The organism is Opitutus sp. GAS368 (assembly GCF_900104925.1).
GTDB lineage: Bacteria > Verrucomicrobiota > Verrucomicrobiia > Opitutales > Opitutaceae > Lacunisphaera.
Genome location: NZ_LT629735.1, coordinates 1,206,232 through 1,225,798 on the forward strand (window position 1 = coordinate 1,206,232; position 19,567 = coordinate 1,225,798).

Consider the following 19,567-nt stretch of genomic DNA (forward strand, 5'->3'; position numbering starts at 1 on the left):
GCCACCCAAGTATACTATTGGTTGACATCTGCCCCGAGGGTCTGATGTCAACCAATAGTATACTTGATGCCTGGGTGACCGGACTAGAAGCGATACGCCGCGGTCACGCCGATCTGGCGCGGGTCCGCGCGGTCGTCGTAGCGGGTCGGGATGTAGTCGGGGTCCGCGTTGCCAAAGAAATACACGAGCTTGTCGTAGTTCTCGTTGAGCAGGTTCTTCGCCCAGAGGGTGAAGGTCCACTCGCGCCAGGCATAGCCCAGCGAGGCGTTGACCACGCGGAAGGCCCGGCGCGCCTCGTTCTCGTTGTTCGAGTCGAACTGCTGCGCCCGGCCGACCAGCTCGGCGCTGATGAAGAAGCCGCGGTCGGCACCGTAGCGTGTGCCGAGCGTGTAGCCGTAGTGCGGGGTGTTGGCCATGTCATGCCCGCCGCCGGGGTTGCCGTTGGCGAGCGTGAACGGATCCAGCTCCGAACGCATCAGCGCGAGCGAGCCGCGCACCGACCAGTCCTTGGCCAGGACGTAGGCGCCGGCGGCCTCGAGGCCGTAGACGTGGGCGTCCCGGCCGTTGTCGGTGAAGAACCGGTAGGTCCCGCCGAAGCCCGCGGCGTCGCGCACCTGCGCGTCCTGCCGCTGCAGGTAGAAGGCCGTCAGCTCGCCGGTGACGCGCTGGTCGAGCCAGTGACCGCGCAGACCGGCCTCGTAGTTCCAGAGCGTCTCGGTCGCGTAGGTGAGCGGGTCCACCCCGATGTCGATGCGGGCGTCGATGTTGATGCCGCCGGCCTTGTAGCCGCGAGTGACCGAGGCGAAGGCGATCTCATGGTCGCTCAGGTCGTGCTCGAGCGTGAGCTTGCCGCCAACGAGGGTGTCGTTGAACGACGGCTGCACGACCACGCCCCGATCGCTGCCCGTGCCGTTGAGGGCGATGCGTTCGACGCGCAGGCCGGCCACCAGGCGCGTGGCGGGGGAGAAGTCGTGGCCGACCTGGCCGAATAGCGCCGTGTTCCGGGAGTGATAGGCGACCTTCAGGTCATCGGTGCTGTAGAGATCCTGATAGCCGTAACGGGAGGTTTCATCGAGGGCGGAGTAAAACGCCCCGAGCGTCCAGCGGCTGATCGCCCCGGCGGCCTGTCCCGGCTCGGAATCGAGGCGCAGCTCCTCGTTCACGACCCAGCGCAGGCGGCGCAGGTCGCTGAAGCCCATGTAGGAGGCGGCGGTCCAGTCGTCGTCAAACGCGTAGCGCGAGCGGGTGCGCGTGACCCCGGTCACGGTCGTGAGGCGCACGCCGTCCCAGCCGCGGTAGGTGCCGCGCAGGCTCGCGGCGAGCGAGCGCTGCGTGTCGACGCCGGGCTGGTCGCTGTAGGTGTAGCGGCCGTTGTTATCGAGGGCGAACTCGTCGTAGCCGTTGTCAAAGTCGGCGGCGAGCACCGCGGCCTCCCAGTGCCAGAGGTCGTTCGGGTTCCACGTGAGCCGGAGCCGGCTGGTGAACTCGTCGCGCGCGTTCGTGGCGCGGTTGAGCGTGAGGTTGCGCCGGAAACCGTCGCTGTCGCTCTGTTGGATGGCGAAGCGCATCATCAATTCCTCCGGCTTGGCCGGCATGAGCGGACCGCCGATGGCGAAGCTGCCCGTGCGCAGCGCGTCCTCGCCGTAGGTGGCCTCGGCCGCGCCGGTCCAGAACGGCGTGGGGGCGTTGGTCACGAGCCGGACGACGCCGCCCGCGGCGTTGGCGCCGAACGCGCCGGCCTGCGGGCCGCGCAACACCTCGACCTGGCGCACGTCGAGCGTGCTCCCGATCGTGCCGAGACCGGTGAAGTCGAGGTCGTCGACCAGGAAGCGGACGGCCGAGTCGGGTGTCTCGCCCTCGAACTGCGAGGTCTCGCCGATGCCGCGGATCTGCAGGTAGCGCGGGCGCGACGTGCCGCCGGTCCACGTCAGGTTCGGGATCTCGTCGACCAGGTCGCCAAAGTGCCGGACGGCGCCGGCGCGCAGCGCAGCCTCGTCGTAAACGGAAACGCTGGCCGGGATGCGGGCGAGCGGCTGCTCCCAGAGGTCCGCGGTCACCCGGAGTGGATCAAGCGCGACTGCTTCCGGGGTGGAACCCGGCCTTGGGACGGGTTGTCCGACCAGCGCGTCTGGAGGCCGCGCTCCACCTTGGGTCTGGGCGCGCAGCGATAGGACTGTCAGCGCGAGGGCGAGAGGGAGGATTCGGTTCGGGAGTTGCATGGATTTGAGGCCCGGCCCCAAACGGACTCCCAAAGAAGGGGCGCCACGCGCCCCATGGCGCTTTCGCGGCGCCTGCTGTTTCCTTCGTCGGCATGATCCGTCCAGGTTCGAAGGGTCGAGCGGCCGAGCGCACCGCAATCTCAGTCCTCCGCGGAGGACACCCCTACAGGCAACGCCAGCGATACGCCTGGCGCCGGCCGGCGCAAGAAAAACTTCCCCCTATGACCGGCGGCCGCAGTAGCCAGAGGCGCTTTGGTGCAGCGGACGGCCCGAGATATGTCCCGCCGGGCGATTTTCCAACCCCATAAACATGAAGGGCGCCCCTTGCGGGACGCCCTGCATGACCTAACACCAAGCAAACCGTAAGAACTACAAACAATGTTCGTCTATGAAAACGACGCACTGATGTCGTTAGGATAGACGCGACTCGTTCGAAAACGTTGAATCTTTCTTGCAGTAATTTTTGTGAATAAGTTATCCGGAATTTTGCTGGTGCTTCGCACTGGGCTGCAGTTGGTTACGCAGCGGTTGGGTTCCGATTTCCGGGCGCAGTAATGCGCTCCGCCTTGTCATAAACTTACGAAATCATGAACACACCCTCCGCCTCCCGTCCGCATCTCTTCGGCGTGCTGGCCGGCCTCGCGCTTTCCGCGGGCCTGGTCTTCGCCGCCCTCGTCTTCGCCAACGCGTGGACCCGCATCGCCGAGTCCCAAGTCATCAACGTCACCGGCTCCGCGCGAAAAAATGTGCGCTCCGACCTCGTCGTGTGGCGCGCCAGTTTTTCCGCCGACGCGCCCACGCTGCTGGAGGCGCAGCAGAAATTGCGCGCCGACTCCGTCAAGGTCGCCGCGTTCCTCGCGGCGCGCGGCATCGACGGCTTCACCGCCTCCGCGGTGCAGATCCGCGAGCTCACCGCGAAGCAGCGCAACCAGGAGGACGACACCGTGACCAACGTGCGCACCGGCTACCGGCTCAGCCAGTCGATCGAGGTGCACTCGCCCGAGGTCGAGCGCGTGCCGCGACTTGCGAGCGATTCCGGCGAATTGCTGCAACAGGGCGTCGCGTTCGTATCCGACGGCTTCGAGTTCATTTACACGAAGGCCGGGGACGCGAAGGTCGAGATGATGGCCGAGGCCACGAAGGACGCGCGCAGCCGTGCCGAGCAGATTGCGACGCAGGGTGGCCGCACGATCAAGGAGCTGCGCACCGCGCGGATGGGCGTCGTCCAGATCAACCCGCTTTATTCCTCGTCGACGAGCTGGGAGGGTAACAACGACACCACCGCGCTGGACAAGACCATCACCGCCACCATCGCCGTGACGTTCGCAATGAAATGAAGTGATGCGTCTTCACCAAGGTGGAACCCGGTCTCCGGACGGGTTTTCAGGACGCACATCGAACAAACCCGCCCGGAGGTCGGGTTCCACCCACTACAGATGGATCTCCGCCGGCATCACGAGGCCGGCGGACTTCTCCGGGACCGGCACCGCCTTCAGCGGATAACGGAACTGCCTGCCCTCGAAATTGCGGAAGACGACCTCGTCGTCGGTGATCTGCTCCACGTAGTCGGGATTGACCGGCACCTTGCCGCCGCCGCCGGGCGCGTCGATGACGTATTGCGGCACCGCGTAGCCGGTCGTGTGGCCGCGCAGCGCACGGATGATCTCGATGCCCTTGCGGACATCCACCTTGAAGTGGGCGCCGCCGGTGATGAGGTCCATCTGGTAGATGTAATAGGGCCGCACGCGCATCCGCAGCAGCCGGTGCACGAGCGCCTTCATGACGTCGGGGTCGTCGTTCACGCCCTTGAGCAGCACGCTCTGGTTGCCCAGCGGCACGCCGGCGAACGACAGGCGCTCGCACGCGTCCTTCAATTCCTGCGTGGCCTCCTTCGGGTGATTGAGGTGCACGCTCATCCAGATCGGGCCGTGTTTCTTAAAGATGTCCGCCAATTCCGGCGTGATGCGCGACGGCAGGAACACCGGGATGCGCGAGCCGATGCGGATGAACTCCACGTGCTTGATGGCGCGCAGGCGGCCGAGCAGGTGGTCGAGCTTCTTGTCCGAAAGCAGCAGCGGGTCGCCGCCGGAGAGCAGGACGTCGCGGATTTCCGGGTGCGCCTCGATGTAGCGGAGGGCCTGCTCGTATTCGGGATGGAAGTTGTAGTCCTGCGCGTTGCTCACCAGCCGGCTGCGGGTGCAGTAGCGGCAGTAGGCGGCGCAACGGTCGGTAACGAGGAACAGCACGCGGTCCGGGTAGCGGTGGACGAGGCCGGGCACGGGCGAGTGCTCGTCCTCGCCGAGCGAGTCGAGCATCTCGCCGGAGGAGATGACCATCTCATCACTGCGCGGGATGACCTGCTTGCGGATCGGGCAATCCGGATCGTTGCGGTCGATCAGGTTGAAAAAATACGGCGTGATCGCCAGGGCCAGCTTGTCCTTGGCAAACAAACAGCCGGCCTTCTCCGACGGCGTGAGCGTCATGTAGCGCTCGAGCTGCTCGATCGTGGTGATCCGGTTCTTGAGCTGCCAGACCCAGTCCTTCCAATCGGCTTCCGGCACGTGCGACCATAGACCCTGCCCGGCGAACCAAGTGGTGCGGTCTTCGGTGTAGGGCATGGGCGGACTGCAGAGATAGCTGCTTTGGCCGGGGTGTCAAACGGCCGGATGCACCGTGGGCGCGGCCCCCCTTCCCGGCTGGGTCGACCGGCGCGCCGGCGGCCTTAGCGAATTCTTAATGCCCGCGCCTCGCCTCTTAATTAGCCTGCGCCCGGCCGCTCTGTTACCGTGCCGGGAATCTTTCTTCTCTCATGAACATGAACGACCTGATTTTTGCCGCCCTGGCCGCGGGCTTTTTCATCCTCTGCGCCGCTTACGCCGTCTTCTGCGAGCGGCTGCGCTAAACCGCCTTACCCACCGGCCCCTTCTCCCATGGAAAATCTCCTCATCGGTCTCATCGCCCTCGCCCTCCTCGTCTACCTGGTCGTGGCCGTGCTGCGGCCCGAAAAATTCTGATCGTCCCTGCCATGAACAATTTCAACGCCTGGTTCCAATTTGCGCTGTATGTCGGCGCGCTGCTCCTGATCACGAAGCCCCTCGGGCTCTACCTCGTGCAGGTGCTCGATGCCCGCGGCAAGACCTGGCTCGACCCGGTCGTGCGTCCGATCGAGCGCCTGACCTACCGGGTCTGCGGGATTGATCCGGAAAACGAGCAAAGCTGGATCGGATACACAATCGCCATGCTGGCGTTCAGCCTCGTGGGCCTGCTGTTCACTTACTTCATCCTGCGCTTCCAGGATCACCTGCCGCTCAATCCGCAGGGCCTGCCGGGGCTGAGCCCGAATCTCGCGTTTAACACCGCGGCCAGCTTCACGACCAACACCAACTGGCAGAACTACACCGGCGAATCGACCATGTCGTATTTTTCGCAGATGGTCGCGCTGACGATCCACAACTTCACCTCGGCCGCCGTCGGCCTCGCCATCGCCGCCGCCCTCGTGCGCGGCATCGCGCGGCAGACCGCCCGCACCATCGGCAACTTCTGGACCGACACCGTCCGAGTGACCTACTACCTGCTCGTGCCGGTCTGCCTGGTGTTCGCGCTGTTCCTCGTCTCGCAGGGCATCATCCAGAATTTCAAGCCCTACACGGTCGCGAAGACCTTCGAGCCCTACACGACCCAGGTCCAGAAGACCGATGAGAAGGGCCAGCCCGTGACGGCGCCGGCGCCGAAGCTTGACGACAAGGGCCGGCCGGCCGCCGGCCCCGACGGCAAGCCCGTGATGGTGGACCAGCCGGTGATGGTGGACCAGAAGGTCGACACCCAGATCATCGTGCAGGGCCCGGTGGCCTCGCAGATCGCCATCAAGATGCTCGGCACGAACGGCGGCGGCTACGTCAACGCCAACGCCGCGCATCCGTTCGAGAACCCCACGCCGCTCTCCAACTTCCTCCAGATGCTCTCGATCTTCGCGATCCCGAGCGCGCTCACCTGGTATCTCGGCCGCATGGTGAAGAACCAGCGCCATGGCTGGGCCGTCTGGGGCGCGATGTTCGCGCTGTTCGTCGCCGGCGCGCTGGTCTGCTGGCCGGCCGAGGCCGCGGGCAATCCCATCCACCAGCAGCTCGGCGTCGCCGCCGCGGACGGCAACATGGAGGGCAAGGAGGTCCGCTTCGGCATCTTCAACTCCGCGCTCTTCGCCACCATCACGACCGACGCCTCGTGCGGCGCCGTCAACGCGATGCACGACTCCTTCACGCCGCTCGGCGGCCTCGTGCCGCTCTTCAACATCCAGACGGGCGAGGTCATCTTCGGCGGCGTGGGCGCCGGGCTCTATGGCATGCTGATCTTCGTGATCCTCGCCGTGTTCATCGCCGGCCTGATGGTCGGCCGCACGCCGGAATACCTCGGCAAGAAGATCCAGGCCTACGACGTGAAGCTCGTGATGCTGGTCCTGATTGTCCTCTCCGCGACGATTCTCGGCGGCACCGCGTGGGCCAGCGTCACCGACTGGGGCCAGGCGGGCCTCAACAACGCCGGGCCGCACGGCTTCAGCGAGATTCTCTACCTCTACAGTTCGAGCGTCGGCAACAACGGCTCCGCCTTCGCCGGCCTCACCGGCAACCCGGCGAACGGCGACTGGCACTACAACGTCACCGGCGCCTTCGCGATGCTCATCGGCCGTTTCCTGATGATCGTCCCGATCCTCGCGTTGGCCGGCAGCCTCGCGGGCAAGAAGCTCGTCCCCGCCAGCGCCGGCACCTTCAAGGTCGAGGGCGCCACCTTCATTATCCTGCTCATCGGCACCGTCGTGCTCGTCGGCGCGCTCACCTTCCTGCCCGCCCTCGCGATGGGCCCCGTGGTCGAGCACTACCTGATGCACGCCGGGACCTTGTTCTAAATTCCAATGGGGAAATCAGGAAAGCCGGCCAAGGCCAGATGCGTCCATTCCTGATTTCCTGAGTTCCGCTTTTTAAAATCATCCTTTCCCGAATCCCATGAGCACCAAAGCCGTCTCCCTTTTCGACCGCGCCATCCTCCGCCAGGCCGTCGCCGATTCCTTCAAGAAGCTCGACCCGCGCACCCAGCTGAAGAACCCGGTGATGTTCGTCACCCTCATTGGCGCCCTGCTGACGTTCGAGCAGCTCTTCACCTCCAAGGAGCCGTTCGGCTACGTCCTGCAGGTCGCCCTCTGGCTGCTGTTCACCGTCCTGTTCGCCAACTTCGCCGAGGCCGTCGCCGAGGGCCGCGGCAAGGCCCAGGCCGACTCGCTCAAGCGCGCCCGCACGCAGACCTTCGCCCGCCGGCTGCGCCACGGCACGGAGGAAAAGGTTGCCGCCACCGACCTGCGCAAGGGCGACCTGGTCGTCTGCGAGACCGGCGACATCATTCCGGCCGACGGCGACGTCATCGAGGGCATCGCCTCGGTCGACGAATCCGCCATCACCGGCGAGTCCGCGCCCGTCGTCCGCGAGAGCGGCGGCGACCGTTGCGCCGTCACCGGCGGCACGCGCGTGCTGAGCGATCGCATCGTCATCCGTGTCACCTCGGAGCCCGGCCACACCTTCATCGACCGCATGATCGCCATGGTCGAGGGCGCCTCGCGGCAGAAGACCCCCAACGAGATCGCGCTCACGATCCTGCTGTCCGCGCTCACCATCATCTTCCTGCTGGTCATCATCGCGCTGAAACCCTTCGGCATCTATGCCAACGTCGCCTTCTCCATCACCACGCTCATCGCGCTGCTCGTCTGCCTCATTCCCACCACCATCGGCGGCCTGCTCAGCGCCATCGGCATCGCCGGCATGGACCGCCTCCTCCAGCGCAACGTTCTCGCCACCTCCGGCCGCGCCGTCGAGGCCGCCGGCGACATCGACGTGCTGCTGCTCGACAAGACCGGCACCATCACCCTGGGCAACCGCCAGGCGACCGAGTTCCTGCCGGCGACCGGCATCCCCGCCGAGCGCCTCGCCGACGCCGCGCAGCTCGCCTCTCTCGCCGACGAGACGCCCGAGGGCCGCAGCATCGTGGTGCTCGCCAAGGAGAAATTCAACCTGCGCGGCCGTGACATCGCGGCGCCACACGCCACGTTCGTCCCCTTCGCCGCGCAGACCCGCATGAGCGGGGTGGACTTCGCCGCGGTCACCCCGAATCAGGTCGTCCGCCAGATCCGCAAGGGCGCCGCGGCCAACGTCAAGGCCTGGGTCGAGGCCCAGGGCGGCGTCTACCCCGCCGCGGTCACCGAGACCGTAGACAACATCTCACGCAGCGGCGGCACCCCGCTGGTGGTGGCCGAGGGCCGCGAGGTGCTGGGCGTCATCCACCTGAAGGACGTGGTCAAGGGCGGCATCAAGGAGCGCTTCGCGCAGCTCCGCGCCATGGGCATCCGCACCGTCATGATCACCGGCGACAATCCCCTCACCGCCGCCGCCATCGCGGCCGAGGCCGGCGTGGACGACTTCCTCGCCCAGGCCACGCCCGAGATGAAACTCGCCCGCATCCGCGAGGAGCAGGCCAAGGGCCACCTCGTCGCCATGACCGGCGACGGCACCAACGACGCCCCCGCGCTGGCCCAGGCCGACGTCGGCGTCGCGATGAACACCGGCACCCAAGCCGCCAAGGAGGCGGGCAACATGGTCGACCTCGACAGCAACCCGACGAAGCTCCTTGAGATCGTCGAGATCGGCAAACAGATGCTCATCACGCGCGGTTCGCTCACGACCTTCAGCATCGCGAACGACGTCGCCAAGTATTTCGCCATCATCCCCGCGATGCTTGTCGGCGTGTTCCCCGCCATCGCCCCGCTCAACGTCATGCACCTCGCCACGCCGCTCAGCGCGATCCTGAGCGCCGTCATCTTCAACGCTCTCGTCATCATCGCGCTCATCCCGCTGGCGCTGCGCGGCGTGGCCTACCGGCCCGTCGGCGCGGCCGCCATGCTCCGCCGCAACCTGCTGCTCTACGGGGTCGGCGGCATCCTCATCCCCTTCGTCGGCATCAAGCTCATCGATGTCCTCATCACCGCGGCCCACCTTGTCTGAAAATCAACTGTAGGGGCACCGCTTGCCGGCGCCCGCGGGCGTCCGCAAGGGACGCCCCTACCAATCAAACCACGCCATGAAAACCTTCCTCGCCGAATTCAAAACCTCGCTCCTCCTCACGCTGGTCTTCGCCGTGCTGCTGTGCGGCGCCTATCCGCTGGCCGTGTGGGCCGGTGCCCAGACCCTCTTCCCCGACCAGGCCAACGGCAGCCTCGTCACCGACAAGGACGGCACCGTGCGCGGCTCGCGGCTGCTCGCGCAGAATTTTTCCAGCGACAAATACTTCCAGCCGCGCCCGTCCGCCGCGGGCACCGGCTACGATGCGACGAACTCCTCGGGCACCAACCTCGGTCCGACGAGCCAGAAGCTCGCCGACTCCATCAAGGCCGCCGTCGTCGCCTACCGCACCGCCAACGGCCTTGCGGCCGACACCGCCGTGCCCGCCGACGCCGTCACCTCCTCCGGCAGCGGCCTCGATCCGCACATCAGCGTCGCCAACGCGCAGCTGCAGGCCGCCCGGGTCGCGAAGGCCCGCGGGCTTCCGCCCACGCAGGTGCAGCTGCTCGTGCAGCAAAACACCCAGGGTCGCGACTGGGGCGTCTTCGGTGAGCCCGTCGTCAACGTGCTCCAGCTCAATCTCGCCCTCGATCATTTTGCCCCGGCAAAATGATCCCTGACCGGAACCCGCCATGAAAGCCCGCCGCCCCATGCCCCGTGACCAGGTGGCGTTCATGATTGTGCTCATCCTGCTTTCTGTCCTCACCATCGTGCTTTGGTTCATGGATCCTTCCCACCAGCCCTCCGGACACTCCCGCATTGCCTGGCCGCCCGCCCAGCCGGTCAAACCTTGAGGCCAGTCCGCGACGATTACGAGTGGTGTTTCCGCACCGCCCCGGCAAACTGACGGGTAAAATCGCCTGCCATGCTCAACGTCCGCCCCGATCCCGACGCCCTGCTCGCCTCGCTCCATCGCGATGAAGCCCGGGCCCGCCGCGGCCGGCTGAAGGTCTTTTTCGGCATGTGTCCCGGGGTCGGCAAGACCTACGCGATGCTCCGCGCCGCGCAGCAGGAACGCGCGTCCGGGGTGGAGGTTGCGATCGGGGTCGTCGAGACCCACGGGCGCGCGGAGACCGAGGCGATGCTCGCCGGCCTGACCGTCATCCCGCGCAAGCAGATCGACTACCGCGGCACCCAACTGGCCGAGATGGATCTCGAAGCCGTCCTCGCCCGGAAGCCGCGGCTCGTGCTGGTGGACGAGTTCGCCCACACCAACGCCCCCGGTTCCCGTCATCCGAAACGCTACCAGGACGTGGTCGAGCTGCTCGACACCGGCCTCGATGTCTACACCACGCTCAACGTGCAGCACCTGGAGAGCCGCGCCGATGCCGTCCGCCAGATCACCGGCGCGACCGTCAACGAGACCGTGCCCGACTCGGTGTTCGAGCTCGCCGACGAGATCGAGCTGCTGGACCTCACGCCCGAGGCGCTGCTCGAGCGGCTCCGCGAGGGCAAGGTCTATCTCGGCGAGCGGGCCGCGGCGGCGCAGGCCGGGTTTTTCAAGGACACCCACCTCACCGCCCTCCGCGAGCTGGCCTTGCGCTTCGTGGCCGAGCGCGTGGACCGGCAGCTGCACCACCTGCGCGCCGGGGCTGCCAAGCAGACCGTCTGGCGCAGCGGCGAACGGCTGCTGGTCGCGGTCGGGCCGAGCCCGTTCTCCCTCCAGCTGGTGCGCTGGACCCGGCGCATGGCGGCGGCCCTCGGCGCGCCGTGGGTCGCCGTCTACATCGAGCCCTCGGTCGCCCTGTCGGCGGAGGACCAGCGGCTGCTGGACAAGAACCTGGCCCTGGCCCGCGAACTCGGCGCCGAGATCGTGGTCACCCATGACGACGACATCGCCGCGGCCCTCGTGCGCACGGCGCTGCAGCACAACGCCACCCAGATCGTCGTCGGCAAGCCGCGCGCCCGGCGGTTCCTCGACCTCGTGCGCGGCACGCTGGTCGACCGGCTGCTCCGGCTCGGCGGCAACATCGACATCTACGTCGTCCCGGCCGAGTCCGCCCGCCACCGCCCGCTGCTGACCATGAACCGGGGCCTGCGCAGCGCGCCCCGGGAATACGCGGTGGCCGCCGGCACCGTCGCCGTCATCACGCTCCTCGGACGGTTGCTGGCCGCCGAGACCTACCTGGCCGTCGGCCTGGTCTACCTGCTGGCGATCATCATGCTCAGCCTGCGGGTCGGCCGCGGGCCGGTGTTCGCCGCGGGCGTCCTGAGCGCGCTGACCTGGGATTTCCTGTTCATCCCCCCGCAATTCACCTTCGCCATCAGCAAGGTGGAGGACGCGACGCTGTTCGGCACCTACTTCGTGGTCGCGCTCGTCTCCGGCCACCTCACCTCGCGCATCCGCGCCCAGGCGCAGAACGAGCAGCTGCGCGAGGAGCGGGCCACGGCGCTGTTCGAGCTGACGCGCGCCCTGGCCGAGGCCCGGACGCTGGATGACGCCGTGTTCGCCGCGCTGCGCCAGGCGGATGAACTCTTCGGGGCCAAGACCGCCCTGCTGCTCGCCGACGAGGCCGGCGGCGCCATCCCGCATTTCGCCGGCTCGTTCGCGCTCGACGAGAAGGAACGCGGCGTGGCCGAATGGGTTTTCCGGAACCGCCGCCCTGCCGGACGCTTCACTGACACCCTGCCCGCCAGCGCGGCGTTCTACCTGCCGCTCGTGCGCGAGGAACGGGCCGTGGGCGTGCTGGGCATCGTCGTGCCGCCGGAGCGCACGCTGACCCTGGCGCAGCGCGACCTGCTGGAAGCCTTCGCCCGGCAGCTCGCGCTCAACGTCGAGGGCGAGCACCTGCGCGCGGCCGGCGAACGGGAAAAACTGTTGGCCGAGTCCGACAAGCTGCACCGCGTGCTGCTCGACAGCGTCTCGCACGAGCTGCGCACGCCGCTGGCCGTGATCACGGGCGCCTTGGAGAACCTGGCGGAGGCCACCCCGGAGCTGCGGGCGGAACTGATCGGCGAGGGCCGGGCCGCCGCCCGCCGCCTCAACCGGCTCGTCGGCAACCTGCTCGACCAGACCCGCCTCGAGAGCGGCACGCTGAAGCCGCGGCTCGACTGGTGCGACGCCCGGGACCTCGTGAACGCCGCCCTCGACGGCGTGCGCGACGCGCTGGCCGGCCACCCGCTCGACGTGGTGCTGCCCGACGACATGCCACCGGTGCGCGCCGATTTCGCGCTGATGGAACAGGCGCTCGCCAACCTCCTGCTCAACGCCACGCGCCACACCCCGGAAGGCACGCAGGTGTTCCTGACCGCCGGCATCGAGCGCAGCGGCACCCGGGCGTTTTTCACCGTGGCGGACCGCGGGCCCGGCTTCCCGCTGGAGATGCGCGAGCGGCTGTTCAAGAAATTCGAGCGCGGCGACGCGGCGCACGCGGGCGGGCTCGGCCTGGGCCTGTCGATCGTGCGGGGCTTCGTGACCGCCCAGGGCGGCGATGTCATGGTCGGCGAAAATCCCGGCGGCGGCGCCGTGTTCACCATTTACCTGCCGCACACCCCGCCCAGTGCCGTGCTCCACGAATGAGAGGTCCGACCGCCATTGCCGCGAGCCGGCTCATGGGCCGGCTCGCTCCGGTCCGCCGGCAGCGGCGCACTGCGTGACTGCGCCGATGGACCCACTCTCCCTCTTCGGCCTGTTCGCCGTCTCCGCCATGCTGGTCTGCTATGCGCTGGAGGCGCGCAGCCGGTGGTTCGTCCTGGCGTTCGCCGCATCGTGCACGCTCGGCTCGGTTTACGGATTCCTGCAGGGCGCATGGCCGTTCGGCGTCGTGGAGGCCGTCTGGTCCGTAGTCGCTGTGCGCAAGTGGTGGTGCGCCCCGCAAGCTTGAGGCTCAGCCGTGCGTCAGCCCCGGGCCGGGCAGGCGGTGGGCGACTTGTTTTCGATTTATTTATGCTTTTGGCGGCTTTGTTAACGGCACCTTAATGCCCGGTGGTATAACGGATGCAGAAACGTGCGTGTTCCTCGGCAAAAACCCAAAACACACATACCATGGCTGAAAAAACTACCGCTTCGATGAAGCCTACCCTCGGGCTTACTGGCCTGACCTTCAACGCGATGGCGCTGATCGCTCCCGGTGCTTTCCTCTGGTTGACGTATGAAGAACAGGCCCTTTATGGCGCGCCGATGGCCGGCGCCGCCATGTGGTTCGGTTTCTTCCTCGCGCTGCTGCTGTGCCTGGCGACGGCCATCAGCTATGCCGAACTGTCCAAGCTGTATCCCGGCACCGGCTCTTCCTACTTTTACGCGGAACAGGCCTTCATCTCGAAAAAGAAGGCGTTCAAGTATGCGCGCGTCATCAAGTTCTTCACCGGCTGGGCGAGCCATCTGTATTACTGGATCTATCCCGGCCTCATGGTGGGGGTGACGGCGCTGCTGGGCGGTTATCTGGCCGCCCAGTTCTGGCCCGACACCTTCAGCGGCAACTACAACAGCCCCCTGCTGATGATTCTCATCTGCATCGTGTTCTCGCTGTTCGTGTCGTGGATCGCGCAACGCGGCGTGTCCGGCTCGACCGGCGTGAACATCGCCATGAACGTGATCCAGATCATCGCCCTCATGGTCTTCTCCATCATGGCGCTGAGCTACCGCATGAACCACAAGGAGGGGGCGACCGCCATCCACCTCTCCAACGGCACCGCCATCAACTACCAGGTGGACCAGGCCAATGTGACCGACGACAAGGGCGCACCTGTGCCCGACACCTGGGCCGACGGTTCGGCCAAATACCAGACCGACGACAAGGGCGCGGTGATCAACCAGACCGATGCCAGCGGCAAACCCGTGCTCGACAAGGATGGCAAGCCGGTGCCGCTCGCCGCCATCAAGCAGCAGGACCGCACCGTCACGGATGACGACCTGAACAAGGACAAGAACAAGGATCCCGACCTGTTGGCGGCGCTGACCGCCATGGGCCTGGCCAGCGGCGATCCCTATCCGCTTTTCGACAAGGACAAGGATGGCAAGTGGGTCAAGGACAAGGACGGCCACCTGACCCCCACCCTCTTCACGATCAGCTACACGGAGAAGGACGGCGGCATCAGCGGGACGGCCGGCAGCGCGACGGATCCGCTGACCTTCAACTATCACAGCTCGGCGGTCTCCGTCGTGGCGCCGCACAATTTCAGCTGGCTGTTCGTGCAGGCCTGCATCGCGGTGCTCTGCCTGGTCGGCTTCGAGTCCGTCTCCTCGATGGCCGAAGAGGCGAAGAACCCGAAGCGCGACGTGGCGCGGGCCATCATCCTGTCGCTCGTCATCCAGGGCGCGGTCTGCTACCTGATCGAATACTTCTGCGCGAATTACTTCCTGAACAACGGCTACACCATGCCGGCCGCCGGCGCCTCGAGCGCGCCGATCGGCGACATGATGAAGATCGTGGGCACCTGGGCCTTCGGCAGCGCGAAGGCCGGCACGGCCTTCATGCTGGTCCAGGCCTTCACCGTGTTCCTGGCGCTCATCGGCACCACGCTGGCCTGCCTCAACACCGGCGCCCGCGTCACCTACGCCATGGGCCGCGACGAGGAAATGGGCGCGCACTTCGGCATCCTGCACGAAAAGACCCTGACGCCCCACCGCGCCATCTGGACGCTGGGCATCCTTTCCATCTTCGTCGGCATCGTGACGGTCTGGCTGTATCTCGGCAGCACGACGCCCGCGGCGCTCGACAAGCATAACTTCTGGTACGGCTTCGGCATCTTCTCGCCCGAGACCTACGCCAAGCTGCCCAACACGCTGCTCATCGTCACCCTGATCAGCAATTTCGGCACCTTCCTGCTCTACATGACGACCTGCATCGTGGCGATGGTGGCCTTCAAGGAGCACCACAGCTTCAGCGGGTTCAAGCACGTGGTCGTGCCGGTGTTCGGCGTGATCGCCAATTTCACCTGCATGCTGTTCTATCTCATCGGGCCGCTGCCGGTGAACGGTTCGAGCCTGGTCCCGGGCATGAGCTGGAAGGAGCCTTACATCGCCCTGGGCGTCGTCGCCCTCTGGGGCGTCTGGGGCTTCGTCTATCTGCTGCGGCGCAGCAAGGCGGCTGGCAAGGCCGTCCTGCTATCCGCCCCGGTCCAGTCCCAGACCTGATCTCCGCTCCGCCGGACCGGCCCCGCGGCCCTCGGAGCAATCCGAGGGCCCGCGCTTTTACCCCCCGTGCAAGTCACCCATGCGCAGCTCTCCGTGGCCGGCCCCGTTCGCGAAACGAACGAGGACTTCATCTCGTTCTGGCAGCACGAGGAAGGAGAACAGGTCCGGACCAAGGGCATGGCCTGGATCCTCGCGGATGGCGTGGGCGGGGAGAGCCGCGGGGAGGTGGCCAGCCAGCTGGCGGTGACGGCGGCGCTCATCGCCTTCCAGAAAGCGCTGCCCGCCACGCCGGCCGGCGTGCTGCAGCGGACGATGTTCGATGCGGCCAGCCGGGCGGTCTACGACACGGCCGTCGCCACGCCGGAGCAGGGCAAGATGGCGACCACGCTGACGGTCTCCTTTTTCCGCGACAATGTGCTGCATGTCGCGCATGTGGGCGACTCGCGCGTCTACCTCGTCCGCAACGGCAAGATCCGGCGGCTCACCACCGACCATTGCTACGTGGCCTTGTCGGTCAAATTCCGCGTCATGCACGAGCACTGGGCCATGACGAGCCCCATGCGTTCCGTGCTCACCCGCAGTGTCGGCCACGAGCCGATCGCAAAGTTCGACAGCAACCAGGAAACCCTGGTCAAGGGGGACATCGTGGTGCAATGCTCCGACGGGCTCTACGCCTTCGTGGTGGACGAGGAGATCGGCGAAATCGCGAGCCATTTCCCGCCGCAAGAGGCCTGCCAGCGCCTGATTGCGCTGGCTGAGAAACGGCAGGTTGACGATAACATCTCCGTCCAAATCATCCGCGTCGACCAGACCGACCTCATCACTTATTTCCGCGGCATCCCGCTCGTCCACCAAAACCAACCCAACCCCAGCAACGTGAGCAGTGAACTCGAACCGGGCAACGTCCTTGATGAGCGATTTGAGGTGACCGAGCTGATCAGCCGCAGCGGCATGGCCTGCATCTTCAAGGCGCGCGACCACCAGACCCAGCAGGTCGTGGCGCTGAAGGTCCCGCTGATGCAGTTCGAGAGCGACGTGGCGACCTTCACCCGGTTCCAACGCGAGGAGGAGATCGGCCGGCAGCTCGACCATCCCTATATCCTCAAGATCATCCCGGTCGACAAACCGAAGAGCCGTCCCTACCTGGTCATGGAGTATCTCGACGGGCAGACGCTGGACAAGGTGATGGAGGCCACCAAGCCCCTGCCGGAAAAGGAGGCCGCGAAGATCGTCAGCCGCGTCTGCGAGGCGCTCGAGCACATGCACCAGCGGAACATCGTGCACCGCGACCTGAAACCGCAGAACATCATGGTCTGCAAGGACGGCAGCATCCGCATCCTCGACTTCGGCATCGCCAAGGCCGCCCGGATGCGCCGGCTCACCTTTGCCGGATTCTCGCCGACCATGGGCACGCCGGACTACATGGCGCCCGAGCAGGTCAACGGCCGCCGCGGCGACCATCGCACCGACATCTACAGCCTGGGCGCGATCCTCTACGAGATGGTCACCGGCAAGGTGCCCTTCGAAGGCGAGAGCCCTTACGTGGTGATGAACATCCGGACCACCGGCGACCCCGTGGCGCCGCGCAAACTCAACCCGCATCTGACGCCCGTGATGGAGGAGATCGTCCTGCATGCGCTGGCGCGCAACCCCGACGAACGCTACGAAAGTGCGGCGAAAATGAAGGCCGAGCTCGACGACTACGAAATCGTTCCACTCACCGAGCGCTTCCGCAACCTTCAGCCCGTCCGGCCGTGGAAGGGCCGGTTCCGGGCCATGCCCCTGATCCTCTTTTTTGTCGCGTTACAGGTGATTGGATTCGGCCTGATGCTGTGGTATTTCACCCGACACGGAAAACATTGAGGCCGGCGGCACCGACGTCCGGCTCCCGTGTGAACGACCCGTGACCGCATGAGCCAGCCGCCGAACTCCTCCGCACCGCAACCGTCTTTCCTCCACCGGTTGAAGGGCGGCACGGGCGCATCCTCGCCCGCGCGGGAATACCTGGCGGCCAGCCTGGCCATTGCGACCGCCACCGGCTTCGGCTTTCTCATCCGGCCGTGGTCGGACTACTGGGCGGTGGCGGTCATCTATCTGTTCATGATCGTGCTGCTCAGCCTGCGGCTGGGCCAGGGGCCGATCCTGTTCGCCGCCGCGCTGGGCGCGCTGACCTGGGACTACCTGTTTTTTCCCCCGCTTTTCACGTTCGTGCTGCTGCGCTTCGAAGACTGGATGATGTTCTTCCTGTTCTTTGCCATCGCGATCGTCGCCGGGCGGCTGACCGGGCGGATCCGCCAGCAGGAACAGTCCGAGCGGCAACGCGCGCAACGGGCCACCGCCCTGCTCCAGCTCACCCAGCTCCTCGCCTCGGCCCAATCCGCCGACGAGGTCCTGCGCACCGCCGCCGATCAGGCCCGGGAGCTGTTCGGCGCACGGCTCGCCCTGCTGATCGCCGACCCGGCCCGACCCGGTCACCTCACGCTGCACCCGGCCACCTCCTACGCGATCAGCGAGACCGAACAGGCCGCCGCCCTCCGGATCTTTCGCGCCCACGGGGAATCAGGCCGCTCCACCCGGGCGGTGACAGGCGGCGACGGCCTCCATTTTCCCCTCGCGGCCGCCGGCCGGTTGCTTGGCGTGATGGCGGTCGAGATTCCGCCCGGAAGGGATTTCCCGCTGGCGCAGCGCGACGTGCTCGCGAGCTTTGCCGCGCAAATCGCCGTGGCGCTGGAGCACGAGCGGCTGCGCGCCGCCAACGAGTCGGCCCGCGTGCAGACCGCTTCCGACCAGTTGCACCGCGCCCTGCTCGACAGCGTCTCGCATGAGCTCAAGACCCCCCTGGCCGTCATCGCTTCCGCGGCGGAGAGCCTGCAAGCCGCGACGGGACCGGCCGATCCGGCGCTGGCGGGCGAAATCCATGTCGCCGCCCAGCGGCTGCGCCGCCTGGTGACCAACCTGCTGGACACCACCCGGCTCGATGCCGGCGTGCGCGCGCAACGCGACTGGTGTGACGCCGCCGATCTCGTGAACGCCGCCTTGAAAAGCATTGCCGACGTCCGCGCCGGCCGCACGGTGCACGTGCGGCTGGACCCCGGCCTGCCCCTGGTGCACGGCGATTCCGACCTGTTGCAACAGGCCTTGGTGAACCTGATGCACAATGCCTGCCGCCACGCACCACCCCCGGCGGAAATCACCGTGTCAGCCGGGGTGGACGAGTCCAACCAACGGATCTGGCTGGCCGTGAGTGACACCGGACCCGGGTTGAGCGAAGACCTGCGGGCCCGCTTGTTTGAACGGTTTTTCCGCGGCCAGCCCAACCGGGCCGGCGGCCTTGGCCTGGGGCTTTCCATCGCCCGTGGTTTTGTCGAAGCCCACGGCGGCAGCCTCACGGCGGAGAACCAACCGGGTGGCGGCGCGCGGTTTGTCATCTTGCTGCCGCTCGAACAGCACGACAGTGTCCCGGCCGAATGAACCCGGCCGGCCCCCAGTCCGAAGTGCTCGTCATCGACGATGAGGACCAGATCCGCCGCCTGCTCCGCGGCGCGCTCACGACCGCCGGCTACCGTGTCCGCGAGGCCAGCGACGGCTTGAGCGGCCTCGGCGAGGTGGCCCACCACCGGCCGGACGTGATCATCCTCGACCTCGGCCTGCCCGACCTGTCCGGGCTGGAGATCCTGCGGCGGCTCCGCGAGTGGAGCCAGGTGCCGGTGCTCATCCTCTCGGTGCGCGGTCAGGAAAAGGAAAAGATCGAGGCGCTGGACGCCGGCGCGAACGACTACATGACGAAGCCGTTCGGCTGGGGCGAGATGCTGGCGCGTCTCCGGGTGCTCCTGCGGCGCGAACCCGCCGCCGTGGAGGCAAACGTGGCGCAGTTCGGCCCGGTGACCGTCGACCTGGGGCGCCGCGTGGTGACCAAGCACGGGCAGGAGCTGAAACTCACCGCGCGCGAATACGCGCTGCTGCGGCTGCTGGTCACGCACCGCAACAAGGTCATCACGCACCGGCAGATCCTGCGGGAACTCTGGGGGCCGGGGGCGGAAGCCCAGACGCATTACGTGCGGGTCTACATGGCGCGCCTGCGCCAGAAAATAGAGGAGGAGCCCAACCAGCCGCGGTTCCTCATCACCGAGGCCGGGTCGGGCTACCGGCTCGACACCGATTGAGCGATCCCGGCC

The 19,567-nt window shown here is 66.8% G+C and carries 14 protein-coding genes and 1 riboswitch; of the genes, 12 read left to right on the top strand and 2 right to left on the bottom strand.

All coding sequences use genetic code 11. The features are described from left to right. Nucleotides 1–83 precede the first annotated feature (83 nt). Nucleotides 84–2,057 (bottom strand): TonB-dependent receptor, encoded by a 1,974-nt coding sequence (locus tag BLU29_RS05165; RefSeq protein WP_172830216.1) that lies wholly within the window; start codon nt 2,055–2,057, stop codon nt 84–86. A gap of 224 nt (nt 2,058–2,281) precedes the next feature. Continuing rightward, nucleotides 2,282–2,394: riboswitch (TPP riboswitch) on the bottom strand. Nucleotides 2,395–2,806: 412 nt separating this feature from the next. Here BLU29_RS05165 and BLU29_RS05170 point away from each other — a divergent pair. Next, a complete protein-coding gene (locus tag BLU29_RS05170) occupies nt 2,807–3,556 on the top strand; it encodes an SIMPL domain-containing protein (protein WP_091055673.1) in 750 nt (249 codons plus the stop codon). Between the two features lie 93 nt (nt 3,557–3,649). Here the strand turns inward: BLU29_RS05170 and BLU29_RS05175 are convergent, their stop codons facing one another. Then, a complete protein-coding gene (locus BLU29_RS05175; RefSeq protein WP_091055675.1) occupies nt 3,650–4,837 on the bottom strand; it encodes a KamA family radical SAM protein in 1,188 nt (395 codons plus the stop codon). Nucleotides 4,838–5,149: 312 nt separating this feature from the next. Here BLU29_RS05175 and kdpF point away from each other — a divergent pair, with 312 nt between their 5' ends. The 11 genes from kdpF (at nt 5,150) to BLU29_RS05225 (ending at nt 19,555) form a co-directional block, all read left to right on the top strand. Further along, entirely contained in the window at nt 5,150–5,233 is an 84-nt protein-coding gene (kdpF, locus tag BLU29_RS18795) for a K(+)-transporting ATPase subunit F (protein ID WP_091055676.1), read from the top strand. Nucleotides 5,234–5,244: 11 nt separating this feature from the next. Further along, entirely contained in the window at nt 5,245–7,119 is a 1,875-nt protein-coding gene (kdpA, locus tag BLU29_RS05185) for a potassium-transporting ATPase subunit KdpA (RefSeq protein ID WP_091055678.1), read from the top strand. A gap of 97 nt (nt 7,120–7,216) precedes the next feature. Beyond that, nucleotides 7,217–9,259, top strand: coding sequence for a potassium-transporting ATPase subunit KdpB (gene kdpB / locus BLU29_RS05190; RefSeq protein ID WP_091055680.1), 2,043 nt, complete (start codon nt 7,217–7,219; stop codon nt 9,257–9,259). Nucleotides 9,260–9,335: 76 nt separating this feature from the next. After that, nucleotides 9,336–9,929, top strand: a complete 594-nt coding sequence (kdpC, locus tag BLU29_RS05195) for a K(+)-transporting ATPase subunit C (RefSeq protein ID WP_091055681.1) — start codon at nt 9,336–9,338, stop codon at nt 9,927–9,929. A 19-nt stretch (nt 9,930–9,948) separates the two neighbouring features. After that, nucleotides 9,949–10,110 carry a hypothetical protein gene (locus tag BLU29_RS17910; RefSeq protein WP_157693642.1) on the top strand — a complete coding sequence of 54 codons (162 nt, stop codon included), beginning with the start codon at nt 9,949–9,951 and terminating at the stop codon, nt 10,108–10,110. A 71-nt stretch (nt 10,111–10,181) separates the two neighbouring features. Then, complete coding sequence (locus BLU29_RS05200) at nt 10,182–12,836, top strand: sensor histidine kinase KdpD (protein ID WP_091055683.1); 2,655 nt, start codon at nt 10,182–10,184, stop codon at nt 12,834–12,836. An 85-nt stretch (nt 12,837–12,921) separates the two neighbouring features. Continuing rightward, nucleotides 12,922–13,140 (top strand): hypothetical protein, encoded by a 219-nt coding sequence (locus BLU29_RS05205; protein WP_091055684.1) that lies wholly within the window; start codon nt 12,922–12,924, stop codon nt 13,138–13,140. Between the two features lie 161 nt (nt 13,141–13,301). Then, nucleotides 13,302–15,392 carry an amino acid permease gene (locus BLU29_RS05210; protein WP_172830217.1) on the top strand — a complete coding sequence of 697 codons (2,091 nt, stop codon included), beginning with the start codon at nt 13,302–13,304 and terminating at the stop codon, nt 15,390–15,392. Between the two features lie 66 nt (nt 15,393–15,458). Further along, nucleotides 15,459–17,255, top strand: a complete 1,797-nt coding sequence (locus tag BLU29_RS05215) for a bifunctional protein-serine/threonine kinase/phosphatase (protein WP_091055688.1) — start codon at nt 15,459–15,461, stop codon at nt 17,253–17,255. Between the two features lie 48 nt (nt 17,256–17,303). Continuing rightward, on the top strand, nt 17,304–18,863 hold the full coding sequence (locus BLU29_RS05220; RefSeq protein ID WP_091055690.1) for an ATP-binding protein: 1,560 nt from the start codon (nt 17,304–17,306) through the stop codon (nt 18,861–18,863). Further along, a complete protein-coding gene (locus BLU29_RS05225) occupies nt 18,860–19,555 on the top strand; it encodes a response regulator (RefSeq protein WP_091055691.1) in 696 nt (231 codons plus the stop codon). The genes BLU29_RS05220 and BLU29_RS05225 overlap by 4 nt, the downstream gene beginning before the upstream one ends. The last annotated feature ends 12 nt before the right edge of the window (nt 19,556–19,567 follow it).